Source organism: Croceivirga thetidis, assembly GCF_012272815.1.
GTDB classification, from domain to species: Bacteria; Bacteroidota; Bacteroidia; order Flavobacteriales; family Flavobacteriaceae; genus Croceivirga; species Croceivirga thetidis.
The window spans coordinates 809,862-828,762 of record NZ_JAAWWL010000001.1; the positions used below are offsets into that span (position 1 = coordinate 809,862).

Genomic DNA, 18,901 nt, shown 5'->3' on the forward strand with positions numbered 1-18,901 from the left:
AGGTGGTAAAAAACCCCGTGGGGCTACGGGGGTATAATTCTACCGACTTATTTAGAAGTCCGCATCAAAGCTGATTTTTTGCGAATCGCTATCTTTTTCTTTGTTCAATACACCAGCCTTCTGATATTCCGAAACTCTTTTTTCGAAGAAGTTCGTTTTGCCTTGAAGCGATATCATATCCATAAAATCAAATGGATTTGTTGCATTGTACACTTTTTCACATTCAAGTTCTACCAGTAATCTGTCAGTTACAAACTCTAAATATTGTGTCATCAATTTTGCATTCATACCAATCAAACTAACTGGTAATGACTCTGTGATAAATTCACGTTCAATATTAAGGGCATCAACAATAATATCGGTGATTCGTTCTTTGGGCACTTTATTTATTAAATGTTTGTTATGCAAATGAACCGCATAGTCACAATGCATGCCTTCATCTCTTGAAATCAGCTCATTGGAAAATGTCAATCCAGGCATCAATCCTCTTTTCTTCAACCAGAAAATTGAACAGAAAGCACCTGAGAAAAAGATTCCCTCAACGGCTGCAAAAGCAATTAAACGTTCCGCAAAACTTGGTGACTCAATCCACTTCAATGCCCAATCCGCCTTTTTCTTTATTGCCGGAAAGTTTTCAATAGCCTTGAACAACACACCTTTTTCTTTCTCATCCTTAACATAGGTGTCAATCAAAAGGGAATAGGTTTCAGAATGAATATTCTCCATCATAATCTGAAAACCGTAGAAAAATTTTGCTTCTGAATATTGAACCTCATTTACAAAATTCTCAGCTAGATTTTCATTTACAATTCCATCGGAAGCTGCAAAGAATGCAAGAATATGTTTAACGAAATAACGCTCATCGTCACTAAGCTTGTTATTCCAATCCGTAAGGTCTTGGTGTAAGTCTATTTCTTCTGCTGTCCAAAAACAGGCCTCACATTTCTTGTACCATTCCCAAAGGTCATGATGTTGAATGGGAAAAATTACAAATCGGTCTTCATTTTCTTGTAAGATAGGCTCGACGGCAGACATAGTATTCTTGATTAAAAAAATTATTAAATATGGATTGAAAATTACCTTACGGCAGGGACTAACAAAGATTCAAATTTGTAACCAAATTGTAAAGTTTGTTTTAGCTAAACAATTCCAAAGTTTTTAACACGGATCGTTGAAATGTAGGTTCATAAGTGAATAACAGTAGGCTCATGGAAAAAAGAAAAAAACGAACCTTAAAAATACCCTTCAACAAAAAAAGACCCTCGCATAACGACGGTCTTTTGAAATAACAAGTGCGGCCTTGTCACCTTAATTATTCAGCTTAGTTAGTTGGGTAGTTCCCCCGAAACCCGACTCAACTTATTGGCCATCACAAAAATTGGTGACTTAAACTATTTTGCATATACATACTTTTAGCATGTTGGCCGGCCGCACATTTACTTTTCAGCTATTTTATTGCTACTGTTTCTGTCTCAATGTTACTATTGTTTTCAACTGAAGCTGCAACAATTACAACTACAAGTGTGAGCAAAAACATGATAATACATTTTTTCATGGGGTGCTTGTTTGGTTACGGATTCGAAATTAATTTAAAACCAACCCTCATGAATCCACATTGTATAAATGGAAGAAAATCTTGTATAAATGGAAATGACCACTTTTTTGTTCAATTTGCACTATTTACAGCTTTAGCAACCATTTGTACCGCGTTTGCAGCAATCGGCACAAAAAACAGCACCCAAAAGAAGAAATAAACCTACTTTTAAAGTTCAACAAATTTGACTATGCTTGAAGCTGTATTAGTGGATGACGAAGCAAAAGCCTTAGAAAGTTTAAGTTGGGAATTGACAAATCTTAGCGACGAAGTAAAGGTTGTAGCTTCTTTTACCGATGCCAATAAGGCACTGGATTATCTTAATATCAATACTCCAGATTGTTTGTTTCTTGATATTGAAATGCCCATAATGGATGGTTTTCAATTCATTCGGAGTTTAAAAAACAAGAATTTTCCTGTTGTTATAACCACAGCCTATAATCAGTACGCACTCAAAGCACTTAAAAATGAAGCGGTAGATTATTTGTTGAAACCAATCGATACCGACGATTTACATGACACCATAGCCAAAATCAAAAAATTCAACTCTAAAAATCTAACGGCTGAAAGATTAGAGAGCATTCTTCTAAATTTTAATGCCCGTTCCATAAATAAAAAAATCACCATAAATACAGATGGGAAACTATTGTTTTTAGAGAGTGATGAAATTCTGTATGCAGAATCTGACGGCAACTACAGCACTATTTATTTAGAAGACGGTCAAAAACTCGTACTAACTAAAAAACTGAAAGAAGTAAACGTCATGCTCCCATCGGATAACTTTTTTAGAATTCACAATTCTTTTGTTGTCAACTTGGGTAAAATCAAAGAATTTTTAAAAACAGATGGCTATGTAATTCTTAAAAGCGGCCACAAAATTCCAGTATCGAGACAAAAGAAATCTGATTTCTTAGATTTGCTTTAAGCCTTAGCATGAATGTTCCCAAAGACCACACTAACTAACTTTTCTAGAAACATTTTAAAATATATCACCCAACTTGGGTTGGTTTCTAGTCTACTATTTACAACAAAAGGACTGGCTCAAGAAGCCCCACCTGAGTTCACTTCTTCTGTTCAGCGCTTAATTGAACTTAAACCTACATCATATCAGGCATTTTATGATGAGCTCAAACCGTTTCGGTACGATACTGTTTTAATGAACGCATTTGTAAAAAGAAGTATCGAGACTGATTATCCTGAAGGACAATCATTCGCGCTAAATCAGCTAGGAACAAAATTCAGAAATCTTTCACAGTATAATCGTGCAATTGAACTACATAGAAGAGCCTTACGTTTAGCAGAACAGGTAGACAATGTTGAACTGAAAGTTCTAAGCCATAATTTAATGGGCGTTGCCTACAGACGTATGGACGCCATTAAGTCTGCATTAGATAATAATCAAGAAGCCCTACGTTTAGCAGAGTCTGAAAAAGAGCCTACCCGTCACCTAAAAAGACATATCAATATTGCCTACAATAGCATTGGAAATCTCTACCAGACTCTTGAACAATATGATTTAGCGATTGAACAATTTAAAAAGGCCTTACAGCTTGAAACCGATTTAAACAACAAGCTGGGAATGGCCATAAACAATCAAAACATTGGAGATTGTCTGGAGCAAAAAGGTGATTTAAAACAGGCTCTGGATTATTATAGAAAGTCGTTGGCTTATAATGAAGAAATCAATTCTGACTATGGCCTACTAATTTGTAAAACTAGTATCGCGCAGATATACTTAAAGCAAGATTCTCCGAGGCCAGCTCTTGAAATTTTGGAGTCCCTATCTGATTTAATGGCCAAAAATGGAGATGATTTCATAAATACTTGGGTTTTGAGCAACTTTGGTTGGGCCCACACCCAAACAGGGGATTTCGATATTGCAAAAAAATACCTTGACAGCAGTTTAACCGTAACGAGAAAAAGTCAGCTGCCGAATATGGAGACCTTGACTCTAAGACGTTTGTCAGAACTCGAAGCGCGAAAAGGTAATTTCAAGGATTCCAGAGACTTTTTGCAAGCATCTTACGAAGTCAAAGAACAAATAACCAATGTTCAAAATCGAAGTTATATCCATGATGTAATTGAAAAATATGAATCGGAAAAAAAAGATACCGAAATAGCCAGTCTTGCAAACGAAACCGAGCTTATAAAGTTGCGCCTTAGAAGAAATCAAACAAGAATACTGATAGGCATTTTAATGATTGCACTGGTAAGTACCATTTTATTTGTTATGTACCGGCAGTATAAATCCAATAATGAGAAAAAAGTACTCTCTTTGGAACAGAATATGCTGCGCAGTCAAATGAATCCGCATTTTCTTTTTAACTCTTTAAATTCCATCAAACTTTACATTATAAATAATGATCAAAAGAAGGCGGTTCATTATTTGAATAAATTCTCAAAATTGGTTCGGAAAATTCTTGAAGGATCTTCAATGAAAGAAATATCATTGGAAGAGGAATTGGAGACGGTTGATCTTTATTTGAACATAGAAAATATTCGATTTTCAGAGGAAATTAATTTTCAAATAAAGGTTGATAATAATATTGATGTAGAACGTATAAAAATTCCTTCATTGGTTCTTCAACCATTTTTAGAGAATGCCATCTGGCACGGTCTTTCATCAAAAGAAGGAGATAAAAATCTACTTGTTCAAGTTTCAAAGGATGATGATTACCATTTAAAAATCAGCATCAAAGACAATGGGGTTGGCAGGGCAGCATCGGAAATTGCAAAAGAAAAAAGGGTTTTAAAAAGAAAATCGGTTGGTATTGACATAACTAAGGAACGTCTGGCCAATTTCTCAAAAGACTTTCAAAATGATTTCGACGTATCCATCATTGACCTTTATGATCATGGCAACAAGCCTGCAGGTACGGAGGTGATTTTAAGAATACCTACGATTTAGCATATTCACTGGCTACATCTTCCAATTCTTTATACCAATCGGCACCAAATTTTCGAATCAAAGCTTCCTTTACGAATTTATAGATAGGAACTTGTAGTTCTTCGCCCAGCTGACATGCGGTGTCACAAATAGTCCATTTATGATAATTTACCGCTGAGAATTCGGAGTATTCTTTTACCCTAACGGGATAAAGGTGACACGAAATGGGTTTTTTCCATTCTGTGGCTCCGGCATTATAAGCTTGTTCCAATCCACATTTGGCGATACCCTTATCGAACACGACATAAGCACATTCATTGTTGTTTACAAGAGTGGTTTCCCATTCTCCATCAGACCCTTTTACAAATGCACCGTTTTTTTCAATAGCTTCAATACCTTCCTTTCGAAGAAACGGTTTGGCATCTTCATAAACCTCGCTTATTATCTTGGTTTCTTTTTCCGTCAATGGTGCTCCCGATTCCCCATCAACACAACAAGCGCCTTTACATGCATTCAAATTGCAAACAAAATCGTTCTCTAAAATTTCTTCGGAAATAAGGGTCTGTCCTATTTGAAACATTACATTATATCAAAGTGTAAAATTACTTTGATTTGTGCAGAAATATGTTAAGAGTCTGTTGTCTCTTCTACGAATTGATTTATCCCCTCTTCATTCTTGACAATAAAATCTATTAAGAAACTGGATTTAGACTGCTTGTCCAAAGCTTTTCGAAGTTTGTTCTTTTGATTTTCCTTTAATCCGGAATTATCAATATACCAAAGTATCGCCTGTCTTCTTGCTTTGCTTTTTCGAATTTTCTCCTTAATCTCCAGTTTCGGTTGTACCACCGTTTTTTCAAAACGCTCAACCAAATGCTTAGACCTTGATTTGCTAATTGAGCTATCTCTCTTCTCTTTCGCTGTTTGAGCAGAAATACAAAAGCATGTAAAAACCAACACTATGAATAATCTTATCTTAATCTCCATTTGAACACTCTTTGGTAAGGTAAAAGTATTCTCAACCCATTCAAGTGCCTTAAAACAAGGTCAAATACAAGATTGTCTCTTCAAAATGCACTCTTCAACTAATTTGAAGTAGACTATTGGTAAAGTTCCTGCGATGAAATTCAAATATCCATCGATGAATGGGTTTTAAATTTTAAAATTTATTCTTGCCAACACCCCTAATCTATCTTTAAAACCAAATACATTTGCCGAAAATTTGGAAGTGATATGAATTTCAACCTAAAAGAAATTGCCACGGCAAGTATGATTCTATTTGCGGTTATAGATATTTTGGGTAGTATCCCAATCATCATTTCGTTGCGAAGTAAAGTAGGTCACATACAATCAGAAAAGGCATCAATTGTAGCAGCTTGTATAATGGTAGCTTTCCTTTTTGTGGGCGAAAGTATCTTAAAGTTAATAGGAATTGATGTGAATTCGTTTGCCGTTGCAGGTGCACTCATCATTTTCTTTCTAGCAATTGAAATGATTCTTGGCATTTCCCTTTACAGAGATGATGAACCTGAAACAGCGTCAATTGTTCCCATTGCCTTTCCACTAATTGCAGGGGCTGGAACACTAACTTCGATTTTATCATTACGGGCGGAATACCATGTTGAAAATATAATTGTAGCGATTATAGTGAACACCATTTTCGTTTATGTTGTGTTAAAGTCATCCAGTAGAATTGAAAAAGTATTGGGAAAAAGTGGACTTGGTGTAATTCGAAAGGTTTTCGGCGTAATTTTAATGGCGATTGCAGTTAAATTATTCGCCGAGAATATCAACGCTTTGTTTAATAGTTAAATTCTAAAAAATGAGCAAGACTTTTTATATCGTTTTATTAGTAATCGCCTTCGCTTTGGGAGCTTACAATGCCACTAGACTTAACTTTGACAATATTCTTGAAGGCAACAGCCTGATAGCTTGCATCGGAATTTTGGCATCTCTTTGTGCCTTGGTGTTAATTATGATTTTTTGGACCTCAAAACGTATTCAAGAAAAGGTAAAAAAGGGCTAGATAGCATCAATATTATCTTCTTCAAGGGTTTTTAAACTATCCAACTCTTTAACTCGTTCCAGCATTGCATCATGGGCACTTTTAATTTTAGCTCCAAGATTGGGGTCGTATAATTGTGTGGCTATATTGGCTTTAAGATAACTCTTCACTTTTTTCTCTTGACCGTAGAAGTCCATCCGTATGTTGCGATCTGCGCAATAGTCGATAAAACGTTCAAATATGATATCGTCTACCCTGTAATTGGTGATAAACTCTTTCATAGGATATTTATAAAATCTTGAACGGTCCTTTTCTAGAAATCTGAAAACAAAATCAGGGAAGTAACCCGAGGAATCCATGCTTTCAACTCGTTCTTCGTCAAGTGTACCGATTGGCACAAATTCATCTGGAATTATTCCACCTCCACCATAAACGATTTTGCCTTTAGGAGTTCTAAATTTCAAGGAATCCACTACCTTGATGCTGTCCATCGAAATCAGTTCCCCGCTTTTATAGCGCTGCATGAACTTTTGATAATAGTCTTCATGGCCATTTTCATAGGATTTTTGTATCGAACGGCCAGTGGGGGTATAATACCTTGAAACAGTTAGACGTACTGCTGACCCATCACCAAGTTCCATTTCGCGCTGAACCAGACCTTTGCCAAACGAACGTCTTCCGACAATTGTACCGAGGTCATTGTCCTGCAATGCACCGGCTATTATTTCACTTGCCGAAGCAGAGCGCTCATTTATAAGTACATAAATCGGTTTGTTTTCGAATGACCCTTTTTTGGTTGCAAAGGCTTTTTTAATCCTTCCCTTTTTGTTTTTGGTAAACAAAATCAATTTCCCATCTTCTAAAAATTCGTCTGCAAGCTTTTCGGCTATTCCAAGATAACCACCAGGATTATCCCTTAAATCCAAAACCAATTTTCGAGCACCCTTATTTTGAAGATTCCAAAGCGCATTTTTAAATTCTTTAAACGTCGATTCAGCGAATCGATTAATTTTTATATAAGCTATATCCTCAGTAAGCATGAAATTGGCAACAACACTTCGGATTGGTACTACATCTCGTGTTAGACTTACATCGAAGGTTCGGTTCTCAGTTTGCCTTAGAACTTTAAGTTTGACTTTGGTACCTATCTTCCCCTTAAGCTTATCAACCAATTCTTGACTTGAGAGCCGCTTACCGAATAAGGTGTCACCATTGGCCATCAATATTCTGTCTCCTGCCTTTATTCCTTTTTTATCGCTAGGTCCGTTTTTTATCGCCCTAAGTACAGTTATGGTATCACCAACTCTTCGAAATTGAATTCCGATTCCCACAAAATCCCCTTTCATACTTTCAGCAACATCTTGCATTTCACTCTTTGGAATATAAACTGAGTGCGGATCTAGCTTATCCAAGATGTTGTTAACGGTTACATCAACGATGCTATCTGTATCCACCTCATCAACATATTCATAATCAATGTAGTCAATGAGCCTATTGAGTTTATCTTTTTTTGAATTGGTAGAAAACAATTTTTCCGGTGTATCACTAAAGTGGAGTTTACCGCCAATGAAAATGCCAATGGCTATAGCCAGTGCCAATATGGTAGGAAAGAGATATCCATACTTTTTCATAGTGTAAAATTTGGGTCAAGCCAATTCTTCAGTAATTGGAATATGTTCTATTTGTACTCCAGCACGTTCTAAAAAATCCAAGCCGGAAGTGTCTTTATATGCCGTTTTGTAAACGAGTCTTTTAATACCGGCTTGGTGAATAAGTTTGCTACATTCCCTACAGGGAGAGAGCGTTATATATAAAGTCGCTCCTTGACATGATTGCGTTGATCCTGCAACCTTTAAGATAGCATTTGCTTCTGCATGGAGGACATACCATTTGGTGTACCCTTCGTCATCTTCACAAAAATTTTCAAACCCAGTCGGAGTGCCATTGTAACCATCTGAAATAATCATTCGCTCTTTTACAATTATTGCACCCACCTGCTTTCGTTTGCAATAGGATAACTTTGCCCACTCAGTGGCCATCCTCAAATATGCTTTATCGTACTTTTCTTGTTTGCTTTCGCCCATAAACAGCGTTGAATCTTAAAGATACCTGCAATAGCAGACACCTACAACCATATTTCAGAAAAATTAACGAAGGTGTTATAGAGGGAACGTTTCAATAAGCATTGGTATTGTAATAAGCACAATCAACATAGACGCCGCGGCAATGAAAACTTTCTGTTTTACTTTTAATACATCCAAAAACAAAAAGGCAATACACAACACCAACAGCACTATTACTACCTGTGAAAACTCAATACCGGTCGCGAAACCTAAAAGTGGGCCAAGTTTATTCTCTTCCTCAGCCATGAGCATATTAAAGTAATTGGAGAAGCCGAAACCGTGAACTAATCCGAAAAAGGCGGTTGCAATACCATGGAATCCAAGACTTGAGGTTGTCTTGTTCCCTTTTAATTGATATAAATTGAAGATTGCGGTAAGCGCAATCGTTACCGGTATGAGAAATTCTATCCAAGAAACATCTACATTGACCAAACCAAATGCAGATAATGCCAAAGAAGTACAATGCGCAATGGTAAAAATAGTGGCGAGTACAAGTACACTTTTCCAGCTTTTAAAAGTAAATGGAACAGCCAATGCTGCGAGAAATAAGATATGGTCGTAAGCCCCCAAATCGAGAACATGCTCAAATCCTAATTTGATATAAAACCAGAAATCATTCATTTGTTATTCCTTTTAGTTAATTCCCCTTTCCTTTTGAATTGTCTCATAGGCCTTTTGCACCTCTTTGAATTTTTCTTCGGCACCTTTTTTAATTGCTTCGTTCTCAGTAACAACCCTATCCGGATGGTATTTTTTTGCCATTTGCCGATAGGCTTTTTTCACTTCGTCGTTTGATGCCGATTTTTGTATTTCAAGGATTTTGTAAGCCTGGTCGGCATCTTTAAAAAACATGGCCTTTATACTGCTGAAATCTCGGCTTCCAATCCTAAAAAATCCTGCCAGCTCATTTAACTTATTTATTTCAGCCTGACTAACCTGCCCATCAGCCTGGGCAATACCAAATAAGAAATGTAAAAGTTGAAGACGTACTTCATATCGTGTACGTTGATTCAAATATTGACATATTCGTTGCGCAGATATCTCTCTTTTTTTGATAACCTCGTTAAAGGTTCGAAATATTGAATTGGCCCGTTCCTTACCATAAGTAGCTACAAAATATTGCCTTACATAATCGAGCTCCCTTTGACTTACTTGCCCATCGGCTTTAATAACAATTGAACAGAGTGATAGTAAATTCAGTTCAAAATCTGCAGGGGTCACCTGCTGACGGGTCAAATCTTGAAAAATTGTTTGGGCGCCGCCACGATTTCCTTGAAACAGATTGTCAAGGGCACTGCCAACAAAAAAGCCTAAAACTGCCCCAAAAAAGCCCCGGATTGAAAACCCAATGATTGCCGCCAACCATTTTATCATTTCTTTCAAATATTAAAGGCTAAAGATACGTTCTCCTTTTGAACCGCTATCTTAAGTTCACTTCAAAAAATACGACAAAACCCATATCTTTGAATTCTAAAAATTTTGACTATGTATCCTGAAGAATTAGTTGCGCCAATGCGACAAGATTTAGCAGTTGCTGGATTTCAAGAATTATATACAAGCGAGGAAGTAAGCAATGCCTTAAAAAAAGAAGGTACAACCTTGGTAGTTGTGAATTCGGTTTGCGGATGTGCAGCAGCCAATGCGAGGCCTGCAGCAAAGTTAAGCCTGCAAAACGGTAGTACACCAGATAATTTGGTTACTGTATTTGCCGGAGTCGATATTGAGGCTGTAAATACGGCTAGGGAAGCAATGATTCCATTTCCGCCTTCATCTCCAAGCATGGCACTATTTAAAGACGGTGAGCTTGTTCACATGATAGAAAGACACCATATTGAAGGCCGACCAGCCGAAATGATTGCTGAAAATTTAATGGAAGCCTACAACGAACATTGCTAAGTTATATAGGGCTTTCGATATACGCTAAGACCACTTCAGATTGAAGTGGTTTTTTATTTTTGCCTAGTGAAATTAATCTCCTACCCAATAACGGCTATTTATTTTTTCTGCTTTGGTCTGACCTTGGTGGTCTTTCATCCTATACAATGGACTTGTCTAAAGGTATTTGGTTACGACGCCCACAAGAGAAGCGTTTCTATTTTAAATTGGTTTTTGATGCGTTGCCTTAATATACTCGGTACTCGTTTCACCTTTCGAAATAAACATAACATTCCTATTGATAAGCCCTTGATTATTATTAGCAATCATCAAAGCATGTATGACATTCCCCCTTTGATTTGGAATTTGCGGAAACACCACCCAAAATTTGTAAGCAAGAAGGAATTGGGAAAGGGGATTCCAAGCATATCATTCAATTTAAAATACGGCGGTTCAGTTTTAATAAACAGAAAAGACGCAAAACAGTCGCTTCGCGAAATTGCCAAATTGGGAAAGTACATTGAAGAAAATACCCGAAGTGCCGTTATTTTTCCTGAAGGAACGCGAAGTAGAAACGGTCTTCCAAAACCTTTCAAGACCAAAGGATTGGAAACCATTATTGAAAATGCCCCTTCAGCATTACTACTGCCGATTAGCATTAACAATTCTTGGAAACTTTTAAGGTATGGTAAATTTCCAATGGGATTGGGAAATCATTTGACCTTTGATGTACATGAACCAATAGTTAATTCTGGCAATACAGAAGAATTAATACCACGAATCGAGCAGATTATCACATCAGGAATCAAGGTATAAATTATGACAAATACCGAAATAGTTGAAGAAACCATAGCGTTTGTCAAAGAAACTTTACAAGGTGCCGAAGGAGGGCACGATTGGTTTCACATACAACGAGTATTTAATAACACCCTTCTAATTGCTAAAGATGAGCAGGTAGATGTCTTAACTGTTAGTCTAGGTGCTTTACTACATGATATCGCAGATGCCAAATTTCATAATGGAGATGAATCCATTGGGCCACGTTTAGCAGTCGAATTCCTGAATTCAATCGACATCGATAAAAAAATAATCGATCACGTTGAAAAAATAATTGAGAACATCTCTTTTAAAAATACGCTGAACAAGTCAAGCAAAAAGAAGTTCAATTCGAAAGAACTACAAGTAGTGCAAGATGCTGACCGTCTAGATGCTCTCGGCGCTATTGGTATCGCTCGAGCATTCAATTATGGCGGGTTTAAGAATAGGGAATTATATAACCCTGAAATTGCTCCAAATTTGAATCTTACCAAAGAAGAATATAAAAAATTAGAAGCCCCAACTATCAATCATTTTTACGAAAAGTTGTTATTACTTAAAGACAAAATGAATACCAAAAGCGGTAAAGTCTTGGCCGAAAAAAGACATCAGTTTTTGTTGGACTATTTGGAGCAATTCTATGCAGAGTGGAACGGTAAGGCATAGTATAATTCTATTTTATTACTATTCGTTTCGCTAACTGTTTTTTGTATCTTCAAGAGCTACAAAACCAATCAAAATGCAAAGACGAAAATTCCTTAAAAATTCTGCAGCTACTGCGGCAGCCTTTTCTATAGTACCAAGCCATGTTTTGGGCAAAAATCATGTTCCTCCGAGTGATACTTTATATGTCGCCGCATTTGGGGTTGGTGGTCGTGGCAACGGTGTTATGAATGGCATGAACCAAACTGGAAAAGTAAAGTTTGTTGCCCTATGCGATGTAGATGAAAGAAGAGCGGCCCAATCTTTTAAAAAATATAAAAAAGCAAAGCAGTACAAAGATTTTAGAAAGGTTTTCGACAACCATTTAGATGAAATCGACGCGGTGATGGTCGCTACTCCAGACCATACCCATGCCTCAATTGCCCTGCCTTTTATGCGTGAGAAAAAGCACGCTTACGTAGAAAAACCTTTGACCCATAATATTAAGGAAGCACGGTTGATGACCAAAGTTGCCGCCGAAAATGGTATTGTTACCCAAATGGGAAACCAAGGAGCCTCAAGCGACGATAGCCGAATTGCCAGAGAATGGGTCGAAAGTGGAGTTATCGGTAAAATTCACACTATTGATTGCTGGACAAACCGACCTGTCTGGCCTCAAGGTGTTCCGATACCTACTGAAAGTCAGGCAGTTCCTAAAGAATTGGATTGGGATTTATGGCTTGGCCCAGCAGCAATGCGTGATTATAATGCGGCCTATTTACCCTTTAAATGGAGAGGATGGTGGGATTTTGGAACCGGTGCATTAGGTGATATGGGCTGTCATATTATGGAAACACCTTTTAGTGTATTGGATTTAGGTTATCCCACAGAAGCTGAGGCAAGCTGCACCACTGTTTGGATTGGTGATTTTGTAGAAGCGGATTATAGTCCTTCTTGTCCTCCTTCCTCAAAAATTCATTTAAAATTTGAGCATGAACACCATGGTGATATACAATTAAATTGGTTCGATGGTGGCTTAAAACCTGATTTACCAGATGAATTAAAAGATAACGAGACCATTGGTGATGGTGGTGGTGGAACGGTTATGTACGGTGATCGTGGCACACTTGTTTTTGACACTTATTCACGTAATGCCAGATTTTTACCATCAGAACTTAAGGAAATATATAAAGCACCAAAAGAAAAGTACACCAGGGTACCTGACGGTATGAACGGCCATATTGCCAATTTCGTGAATGGTTGCTTGAAAGGAGATGCTACTTCTTCCGATTTTGCCAAAGCCGGTCCTTTGACCGAAACCGTATTGATGGGTAACCTTGCGGTTAAAGCTTATCAATATAAAAAACTACGGCCTGGCAAAAAGGTCGGGGATTGGGCACCTTATGAATATCCAGGAAGAAGAAAGCTGCTTTGGGATGGAGAAAACATGAAGATTACCAACTATGATAAAGCAAATGAATGGGTAACTCGAGAATACAGAAAGGGTTGGGAACTTTCATAAGCGCCATTTAAAAATGAACAAAAGACTTGTCATGGGCTGCTTACTAGCAGCCTTTTTTACAACAGGATTTTCACAAGATTCAATTGATAGAAATTTCTGGAAAATTTCGGATGACAAAACCATAACATGGGAACTAAAAAACGAGAATCGACTTCCCCACTCAGACCACATTGAATTTTCAGGTGAAAAAGTATCGGCGATACTTTATTACGAAGTGGATTCATTGCGAAACCTTAGTGTTTCTCGGGATGTAATCTTTCCACAACTAAGAACATTTAATAAAACCAACGAACCTGATTGGAAAAAGTACCGTGCCTATTTCAGAAAAACGACTGATGATGGGATTTCTCCATCTATAATTCTAGGTGATAAGATTATTGTTCCTTCCAAAGTTGACTCGATACAGCTATCAGGCAAAGCTGCTTTCTTCTGTAGTCCAGTCAACGGGATACGAGTAACCAAAACCTTCTACCCATCTATGGAAAATCGTTATCTGGTCGAAGAATGGGAGATCCGAAATATTTCAAATGAAAGTCGAAAGATTAAATTTTCGAACATAGAATTTTCACAATCACAATTGGGGTATAAAGGAAAGTACAGTCATCATATTTTCAGCGCGGCATTGGACTCCATTACCTTAGCTCCGAATTCCACCTATAGTTTTCCCGTCTATTTTGGAGCCACCTTAAACGACGAACAAAAAAGTGAATTTAATTTTGAAACCGCCAGTAAAGAGCGTACCTCCTTTTTAAATGAAGTTTATGAAAAACTTCAACTTAAAACGCCCGATAGTATCATTAATACCTTGTTCTATTTTTCAAAAATACGGGCAGCGGAAAGTATTTTCGATTCTTCGATGGGCTTGGTGCATTCACCAGGTGGCGGTAATTACTATACCGGTATTTGGGCCAATGATCAGGTGGAATACAGTGGGCCTTTTTTCCCTTATTTAGGATATTTTAAGGGCAATGTAGCCGCGTTTAATACCTACAAAAAATTTCTAGAAAACATTCCGAAGGATGATACCCACATACCTTACGCTTTTGAGGTCGATGGTATTTTTTCTATGGACCATTTGGATCGTGGTGATGCAGCAATGATTGCGTACGGAACTTCACTATATCTTTTGGCCACCGGTAGTGAAAAAGAGGCTACTTTTCTTTGGCCCCTAATAGAATGGAGCATAGAATACTGCCATAAAATGCGTAATAAAGCCGGAGCAGTTCGTTCTGAATCAGATGAAATGGAGGGTCGCATCGCTACAGGAAACGCCAATCTTTCCACATCTACGCTATACTATGGTGGACTAAAATATGCATCAAGATTGGCCAAAGAATTGGGAAAAAGGGGTAAACAAAAACAATATGAACGGCGTGCCGTGCTTATGGAACAAACCATTGAAGATTATTTTGGCGCTACCATTGAAGAACTGGAAACCTATAAATATTTTGAAGAGAATTCAAGGTTACGACACTGGATATGCTTGCCTTTGACCATGGGTATTGAAACTCGTAAGGAAGGTACTTTACAAGCACTTTTTGAAAAACTTTGGACATCGAATGGCGTTTTAGTTGAACTGAACCCAGAAGTTCCCGTTGAAGAAGCTATTTTCTGGGATCGGGCCACTTTATATGCGCTTCGGGGTGCAATGCGGGTAGGTGCTGCCAATCTAGCTTATGACAAATTAAAAAGCTATTCCAACAAGAGATTGCTCGGTGACCATGTTCCTTATCCTATTGAAGCATATCCCGAAAATGACATGCAACATCTATCTGCTGAAAGTGCATTGTATTGTCGAATTTTCACGGAAGGACTATTAGGTATCGAACCCATAAATTTTCAGACCACTAGAATCACCCCCAAACTACCTGAAGATTGGGGTTTTGTGGAACTCAAAGACGTATTCATTTCTGGCAAGCCCATAACGATAAGCCTAAAAAGAAAGGGAGAAGGTGATTTTATTGAAGCGAAAATCATTGCAAGGGGAACAACTGTAATGAACAAAATCATCAGCAACGGTGAAGATTTTTTTGTAAAATTTTATTGATTAACTTTTTGTAGCCAGCTTCTTTTCTAAAAATTCCTTTGTGAGTTGATTTTGAGTCAATTCGATGGCGGTTCTTAAAACAGAGGCATAGTTGGAATCCGATAGTTCCTTTAACAACTCAGCCCTGATTGCGTAAAACAATCCCACTTTTTCATAGTCGTATAATTGCGCCAAATCATCCAGTTCGTTCAAGGCCTTTTTAGGGCCATCTACTTTTTGAAGCGCTACAATTCTGTTTAAAGCAGCCATGGGTGAAGGCTTATTTTTCATTTGCAAATCATATAATTTCAAGATTGCAGCCCAATTTGTTTCTTGAAATGTTCTAGCCGCACAATGTTCGTACGAGACTGCCGCTTCAAATAGGTAATTACTCGAATTTGATGTTAAAGATTGTGCATTTTGTAGATGCTGCAGTCCAATTACAATCAAATCTTCATCATAAAGGGAACGGTCATGCTTATCTAGGCTTACAAGTGCTCCTTGAGCATCAAGTCTAGCATTAAATCTTGAAATATGAAAACACATTAATGCTATTAGGGCTTCTAAATTTGGATGTCTGCAATATTTATTTTCCCGTAATAAAAGTGCTAGTCTTAATGCTTCGTAGCAGATATCCTGCTTTAAAATTTGAGAACCCGTAGTAGTTGAATAGCCTTCAGAAAACAATAAGTAAATCACTCGCAAAACCACAAAAAGCCGAGATTGGAGACCCATTTCAGCTGGAACTTTTACGAATTGTACCTCTTCTCGAAATTTTTTCTTAGCTCGGGTAAAAGCCTTTGCAATGGTTTCCTCTTTTTTTAAAAGTGCTTCCGAGAGTTCTTTATTGCTAAAACCACCTATCAATTTTAAACTCAGTACAAGTTGGTATTCTTGCGATAATTTAGGGTCACAACAAGCGAAAATCATCTTCAATTGACTGTCCGATACCTCATGGGCAAACATTGCGGTTTCATTTGGTGTTGTTTCCTCTGTCGAGGCAACTTCGGTATCCCGGGCCCATTTGTTTTCTTTTCGAAGAACGTCAATCAAACCATTCCTGGCTACTTTGAGCAGCCAGGCGGTTGGATTTTGGGGTACTACTTTATAACCCCAAACGCGCATTGCTTTTATAAAGGTTTCTTGTACAACATCTTCTATGTCTTCAAGATGCGAAGTGCCATATTTACTGGTTAGAATAGCAATGACCTTGGCATATTCATTTCTAAATAGATGCTCAAGCTTTAAGTGGTTAGCGCTATTCATCTTTTTGGTTTTGGATACGATTTGGCCTAATGTCCTTCCATATCTACAATTTCACGTATCTCAATGACACTGCCCTCATAGTCAAAAATGGGACATCCTTTTGAGATTTCTGTTGCTTCGTCTAGGTCATTTGCTGAAACAATAAGGTAACCACCGACCAATTCAGCTCCTTCAGCATAAGGACCGTTCGTTACTACCTCACCCCTATTCTCAACAACTCGACCATCCGCAGCCAAGGGGAGTCCGTCCAACAACTTTCCTTTTTCTTGGAGCTCCCCCATCCACTTTCCCCACACTTGCATATGGGCTTGTTTCTCTTCTTGTGAAAGTTTGTTGAAGTTTTCATCTCCGCCTCTAAATAAATACAAAAAATTACTCATGTCTTTTAAAATTTATGTCCGATAGAACGGACCGATTAATATTGCATTCTCCTAAAGGACGAACCCAATAAACTTTATTGGACAACTATTTTAAAATTATTTAAAAAGTTCAGGTTTTAAGGGTTTATGATGGAATACCTGTTTTGAAAAAGTGCATTTATTGGACTACCAAGAATAACGTAAGCTGTGAAAAACAACATTTACAAAGAAAAAATCACCAACTATACGTTTTTGATACAAACAATAGTATACCACCGTATATTTATTAGAATCAATAAACCAATTCAAATGAAAAATCTCTTTTTATTTCTTTCCCTAATTTTTCTTCTCAAAGGTCAAGCACAAGAATATTCTTTTGTTGAAAGTTCACTGCGAGCAATTTCATTAGAAGAATTGATGAGAAAAGGACCACCTAATGCCCTTGAAAATGTTTTTTACGAAGACGGTACTAAAACCACGCTAAGCGAGGTATTACCATTAATTCAAAAAGGGGAACTGAGTCCAAAAATGTATGTTGATGGCAATGGTACCTATCACACAATGGTTGTTTTCAAACCAAAACCGATTTCTTTTGAAGAACTTGAGGCAAATACACAGTATTCGTTCATTCCAATTAGTTTAAGATTATTACCCCAAGCAGAATTGTTCAAAAAACCACCTCCACAAAGTTTGGATATGGTCTATTACGAAGATGGTACTGCAACAACAATGAGTCAAGTACTACCCTTGATGCAAAGAGGAGAACTGTCTCCTAAAATGTATGTTGATAAAGATTTGAAATATACCGCTCTAATTGTGGTAAAAAAGTAAATATGAACAAAAGGGAACGATAAATATCGTTCCCTTTTATCACAAATCTTTTTCAAAATTCATGTAATGGTGCAAGGCTTCATTTGGTGCCTCAATTAATGGAAAATGACCAATCTTAGGTAAGTCCACTACATCAGCTTCTTTAACCTTCGATCTATAAAAGTCTGCAACGTGCTTACCGGAAATAGGGTCCATATTTCCATTTATAAAACGAAGGGGTATACGGGCCTGAATAAGGGCATCTTCCCAACGCACCTTATTAACCATTCGTTCTTTCATATAGCGAATAAGCAAATGGAATACTTTCTTGCCTTCATTGTATGTCATTAACTCCCAAAAGGAGTCCAACTCATTTTCAGTTGGCTGTGTCTCGGGGCCGAATATTTTTCTAAAATTCTTGGCCAATTTTTTGCGAGTAAAGGCTTGTGCGATTAAAGAACCGAACGGCCCCATTAGTAATTTTTGTATGAGCAGCGGGCGATGCTCACCGGGGAAAATACCACCGTTCAAAAGACAAATGGATTTTAGGATAAGACCCTCCTCACTTTTTTGCTGCCTTTCCTGAAATCGTGCCAATAATTCTTGCGCTACGGAATCACCATAATCATGCGAGAAAATATGAAGTTGCTGTACTTTTTTTAAAGTCAATAACGCCTCTATCAAATTGGCTTGGTCAACAATGGAATAGGCATATTTCTTCGGTTTATCTGAAAATCCGAATCCGAGCATGTCAAAAGTGAGCACATGGAATTGTTTGGTCAATTCTGGCCATAATTTATGCCAATCCCATGAAGCAGTAGGGAAACCATGAATTAACAAAAGGGTCTCCCCTTTTCCTTCTTCAACTGTAAAAATATTATGTCCGTTATAATTAAAGTAAGTCCCCTTTTGTTTCCAAGCCGATAAATCCATCTACTGCGTTTTCTTTAAAACTACAATTTCAAAATAAATTTAA

The 18,901-nt window shown here is 37.5% G+C and carries 20 protein-coding genes; 10 read left to right on the plus strand and 10 right to left on the minus strand.

Annotation, left to right across the window (positions count from 1 at the left end):
• Positions 1–51 precede the first annotated feature (51 nt).
• Positions 52–1,035 (minus strand): ribonucleotide-diphosphate reductase subunit beta, encoded by a 984-nt coding sequence (locus HCU67_RS03630; protein ID WP_168551219.1) that lies wholly within the window; start codon positions 1,033–1,035, stop codon positions 52–54.
• A gap of 749 nt (positions 1,036–1,784) precedes the next feature.
• On the opposite strand from HCU67_RS03630, the gene HCU67_RS03635 reads away from it, so the two are divergent.
• Positions 1,785–2,519, plus strand: coding sequence for a LytR/AlgR family response regulator transcription factor (locus tag HCU67_RS03635; protein WP_168551220.1), 735 nt, complete (start codon positions 1,785–1,787; stop codon positions 2,517–2,519).
• Positions 2,520–2,531: 12 nt separating this feature from the next.
• Positions 2,532–4,502 carry a tetratricopeptide repeat protein gene (locus HCU67_RS03640; RefSeq protein ID WP_168551221.1) on the plus strand — a complete coding sequence of 657 codons (1,971 nt, stop codon included), beginning with the start codon at positions 2,532–2,534 and terminating at the stop codon, positions 4,500–4,502.
• On the opposite strand, the gene HCU67_RS03645 is transcribed toward HCU67_RS03640, so the two are convergent.
• Together HCU67_RS03645 and HCU67_RS03650 are read right to left on the minus strand one after the other, a co-directional pair.
• A complete protein-coding gene (locus tag HCU67_RS03645) occupies positions 4,492–5,061 on the minus strand; it encodes a DUF3109 family protein (protein WP_168551222.1) in 570 nt (189 codons plus the stop codon). The two genes, HCU67_RS03640 and HCU67_RS03645, sit on opposite strands and share 11 nt — an antisense overlap.
• A 47-nt stretch (positions 5,062–5,108) precedes the next feature.
• On the minus strand, positions 5,109–5,468 hold the full coding sequence (locus tag HCU67_RS03650; protein ID WP_168551223.1) for a hypothetical protein: 360 nt from the start codon (positions 5,466–5,468) through the stop codon (positions 5,109–5,111).
• A 246-nt stretch (positions 5,469–5,714) separates the two neighbouring features.
• Here HCU67_RS03650 and HCU67_RS03655 point away from each other — a divergent pair, with 246 nt between their 5' ends.
• The gene (locus tag HCU67_RS03655; RefSeq protein WP_168551224.1) at positions 5,715–6,293 is read left to right on the plus strand and encodes a MarC family protein; all 579 of its coding nucleotides are present in this window, start codon (positions 5,715–5,717) and stop codon (positions 6,291–6,293) included.
• 10 nt (positions 6,294–6,303) lie between these two features.
• Positions 6,304–6,507, plus strand: coding sequence for a hypothetical protein (locus tag HCU67_RS03660; protein ID WP_168551225.1), 204 nt, complete (start codon positions 6,304–6,306; stop codon positions 6,505–6,507).
• Here HCU67_RS03660 and HCU67_RS03665 read toward each other — a convergent pair.
• The 4 genes from HCU67_RS03665 to HCU67_RS03680 all read right to left on the minus strand — a co-directional run bounded on the left by HCU67_RS03665 (position 6,504) and on the right by HCU67_RS03680 (position 9,983).
• Complete coding sequence (locus HCU67_RS03665) at positions 6,504–8,117, minus strand: S41 family peptidase (protein ID WP_168551226.1); 1,614 nt, start codon at positions 8,115–8,117, stop codon at positions 6,504–6,506. The genes HCU67_RS03660 and HCU67_RS03665 overlap by 4 nt on opposite strands.
• A 15-nt stretch (positions 8,118–8,132) precedes the next feature.
• A complete protein-coding gene (locus tag HCU67_RS03670) occupies positions 8,133–8,570 on the minus strand; it encodes a deoxycytidylate deaminase (protein WP_168551227.1) in 438 nt (145 codons plus the stop codon).
• Between the two features lie 75 nt (positions 8,571–8,645).
• Positions 8,646–9,230, minus strand: a complete 585-nt coding sequence (locus HCU67_RS03675; RefSeq protein ID WP_168551228.1) for a HupE/UreJ family protein — start codon at positions 9,228–9,230, stop codon at positions 8,646–8,648.
• A gap of 12 nt (positions 9,231–9,242) precedes the next feature.
• Positions 9,243–9,983 (minus strand): TerB family tellurite resistance protein, encoded by a 741-nt coding sequence (locus HCU67_RS03680; RefSeq protein ID WP_168551229.1) that lies wholly within the window; start codon positions 9,981–9,983, stop codon positions 9,243–9,245.
• 111 nt (positions 9,984–10,094) lie between these two features.
• On the opposite strand from HCU67_RS03680, the gene HCU67_RS03685 reads away from it, so the two are divergent.
• The 5 genes from HCU67_RS03685 (at position 10,095) to HCU67_RS03705 (ending at position 15,511) form a co-directional block, all read left to right on the plus strand.
• Positions 10,095–10,505: a BrxA/BrxB family bacilliredoxin gene (locus HCU67_RS03685; RefSeq protein WP_168551230.1), complete on the plus strand. Its 411-nt coding sequence runs from the start codon at positions 10,095–10,097 to the stop codon at positions 10,503–10,505.
• Positions 10,506–10,721: 216 nt separating this feature from the next.
• Positions 10,722–11,300, plus strand: a complete 579-nt coding sequence (locus tag HCU67_RS03690; protein ID WP_345890687.1) for a lysophospholipid acyltransferase family protein — start codon at positions 10,722–10,724, stop codon at positions 11,298–11,300.
• Between the two features lie 3 nt (positions 11,301–11,303).
• A complete protein-coding gene (locus HCU67_RS03695) occupies positions 11,304–11,966 on the plus strand; it encodes an HD domain-containing protein (RefSeq protein ID WP_168551232.1) in 663 nt (220 codons plus the stop codon).
• A 73-nt stretch (positions 11,967–12,039) separates the two neighbouring features.
• Positions 12,040–13,464: a Gfo/Idh/MocA family protein gene (locus tag HCU67_RS03700; RefSeq protein WP_168551233.1), complete on the plus strand. Its 1,425-nt coding sequence runs from the start codon at positions 12,040–12,042 to the stop codon at positions 13,462–13,464.
• Positions 13,465–13,477: 13 nt separating this feature from the next.
• Positions 13,478–15,511 carry a six-hairpin glycosidase-like protein gene (locus tag HCU67_RS03705; protein WP_168551234.1) on the plus strand — a complete coding sequence of 678 codons (2,034 nt, stop codon included), beginning with the start codon at positions 13,478–13,480 and terminating at the stop codon, positions 15,509–15,511.
• Here the strand turns inward: HCU67_RS03705 and HCU67_RS03710 are convergent, their stop codons facing one another.
• Positions 15,512–16,756 carry an RNA polymerase sigma factor gene (locus HCU67_RS03710; RefSeq protein ID WP_168551235.1) on the minus strand — a complete coding sequence of 415 codons (1,245 nt, stop codon included), beginning with the start codon at positions 16,754–16,756 and terminating at the stop codon, positions 15,512–15,514.
• A gap of 26 nt (positions 16,757–16,782) precedes the next feature.
• Positions 16,783–17,136: a YciI family protein gene (locus HCU67_RS03715; protein ID WP_168551236.1), complete on the minus strand. Its 354-nt coding sequence runs from the start codon at positions 17,134–17,136 to the stop codon at positions 16,783–16,785.
• A gap of 288 nt (positions 17,137–17,424) precedes the next feature.
• Between HCU67_RS03715 and HCU67_RS03720 the strand changes: the two genes are divergently transcribed.
• Complete coding sequence (locus HCU67_RS03720) at positions 17,425–17,946, plus strand: hypothetical protein (protein WP_168551237.1); 522 nt, start codon at positions 17,425–17,427, stop codon at positions 17,944–17,946.
• A gap of 39 nt (positions 17,947–17,985) precedes the next feature.
• Here the strand turns inward: HCU67_RS03720 and HCU67_RS03725 are convergent, their stop codons facing one another.
• Positions 17,986–18,858: an alpha/beta fold hydrolase gene (locus HCU67_RS03725; protein WP_168551238.1), complete on the minus strand. Its 873-nt coding sequence runs from the start codon at positions 18,856–18,858 to the stop codon at positions 17,986–17,988.
• Positions 18,859–18,901: the final 43 nt, after the last annotated feature.

Coding starts and splice junctions, on each gene's coding strand:
- HCU67_RS03630 (WP_168551219.1), bottom strand. CDS start 1,035: ATGTCTGCCGTCGAGCCTATCTTACAAGAAAATGAAGACCGATTTGTA.
- HCU67_RS03635 (WP_168551220.1), top strand. CDS start 1,785: ATGCTTGAAGCTGTATTAGTGGATGACGAAGCAAAAGCCTTAGAAAGT.
- HCU67_RS03640 (WP_168551221.1), top strand. CDS start 2,532: ATGTTCCCAAAGACCACACTAACTAACTTTTCTAGAAACATTTTAAAA.
- HCU67_RS03645 (WP_168551222.1), bottom strand. CDS start 5,061: ATGTTTCAAATAGGACAGACCCTTATTTCCGAAGAAATTTTAGAGAAC.
- HCU67_RS03650 (WP_168551223.1), bottom strand. CDS start 5,468: ATGGAGATTAAGATAAGATTATTCATAGTGTTGGTTTTTACATGCTTT.
- HCU67_RS03655 (WP_168551224.1), top strand. CDS start 5,715: ATGAATTTCAACCTAAAAGAAATTGCCACGGCAAGTATGATTCTATTT.
- HCU67_RS03660 (WP_168551225.1), top strand. CDS start 6,304: ATGAGCAAGACTTTTTATATCGTTTTATTAGTAATCGCCTTCGCTTTG.
- HCU67_RS03665 (WP_168551226.1), bottom strand. CDS start 8,117: ATGAAAAAGTATGGATATCTCTTTCCTACCATATTGGCACTGGCTATA.
- HCU67_RS03670 (WP_168551227.1), bottom strand. CDS start 8,570: ATGGGCGAAAGCAAACAAGAAAAGTACGATAAAGCATATTTGAGGATG.
- HCU67_RS03675 (WP_168551228.1), bottom strand. CDS start 9,230: ATGAATGATTTCTGGTTTTATATCAAATTAGGATTTGAGCATGTTCTC.
- HCU67_RS03680 (WP_168551229.1), bottom strand. CDS start 9,983: ATGATAAAATGGTTGGCGGCAATCATTGGGTTTTCAATCCGGGGCTTT.
- HCU67_RS03685 (WP_168551230.1), top strand. CDS start 10,095: ATGTATCCTGAAGAATTAGTTGCGCCAATGCGACAAGATTTAGCAGTT.
- HCU67_RS03690 (WP_345890687.1), top strand. CDS start 10,722: ATGCGTTGCCTTAATATACTCGGTACTCGTTTCACCTTTCGAAATAAA.
- HCU67_RS03695 (WP_168551232.1), top strand. CDS start 11,304: ATGACAAATACCGAAATAGTTGAAGAAACCATAGCGTTTGTCAAAGAA.
- HCU67_RS03700 (WP_168551233.1), top strand. CDS start 12,040: ATGCAAAGACGAAAATTCCTTAAAAATTCTGCAGCTACTGCGGCAGCC.
- HCU67_RS03705 (WP_168551234.1), top strand. CDS start 13,478: ATGAACAAAAGACTTGTCATGGGCTGCTTACTAGCAGCCTTTTTTACA.
- HCU67_RS03710 (WP_168551235.1), bottom strand. CDS start 16,756: ATGAATAGCGCTAACCACTTAAAGCTTGAGCATCTATTTAGAAATGAA.
- HCU67_RS03715 (WP_168551236.1), bottom strand. CDS start 17,136: ATGAGTAATTTTTTGTATTTATTTAGAGGCGGAGATGAAAACTTCAAC.
- HCU67_RS03720 (WP_168551237.1), top strand. CDS start 17,425: ATGAAAAATCTCTTTTTATTTCTTTCCCTAATTTTTCTTCTCAAAGGT.
- HCU67_RS03725 (WP_168551238.1), bottom strand. CDS start 18,858: ATGGATTTATCGGCTTGGAAACAAAAGGGGACTTACTTTAATTATAAC.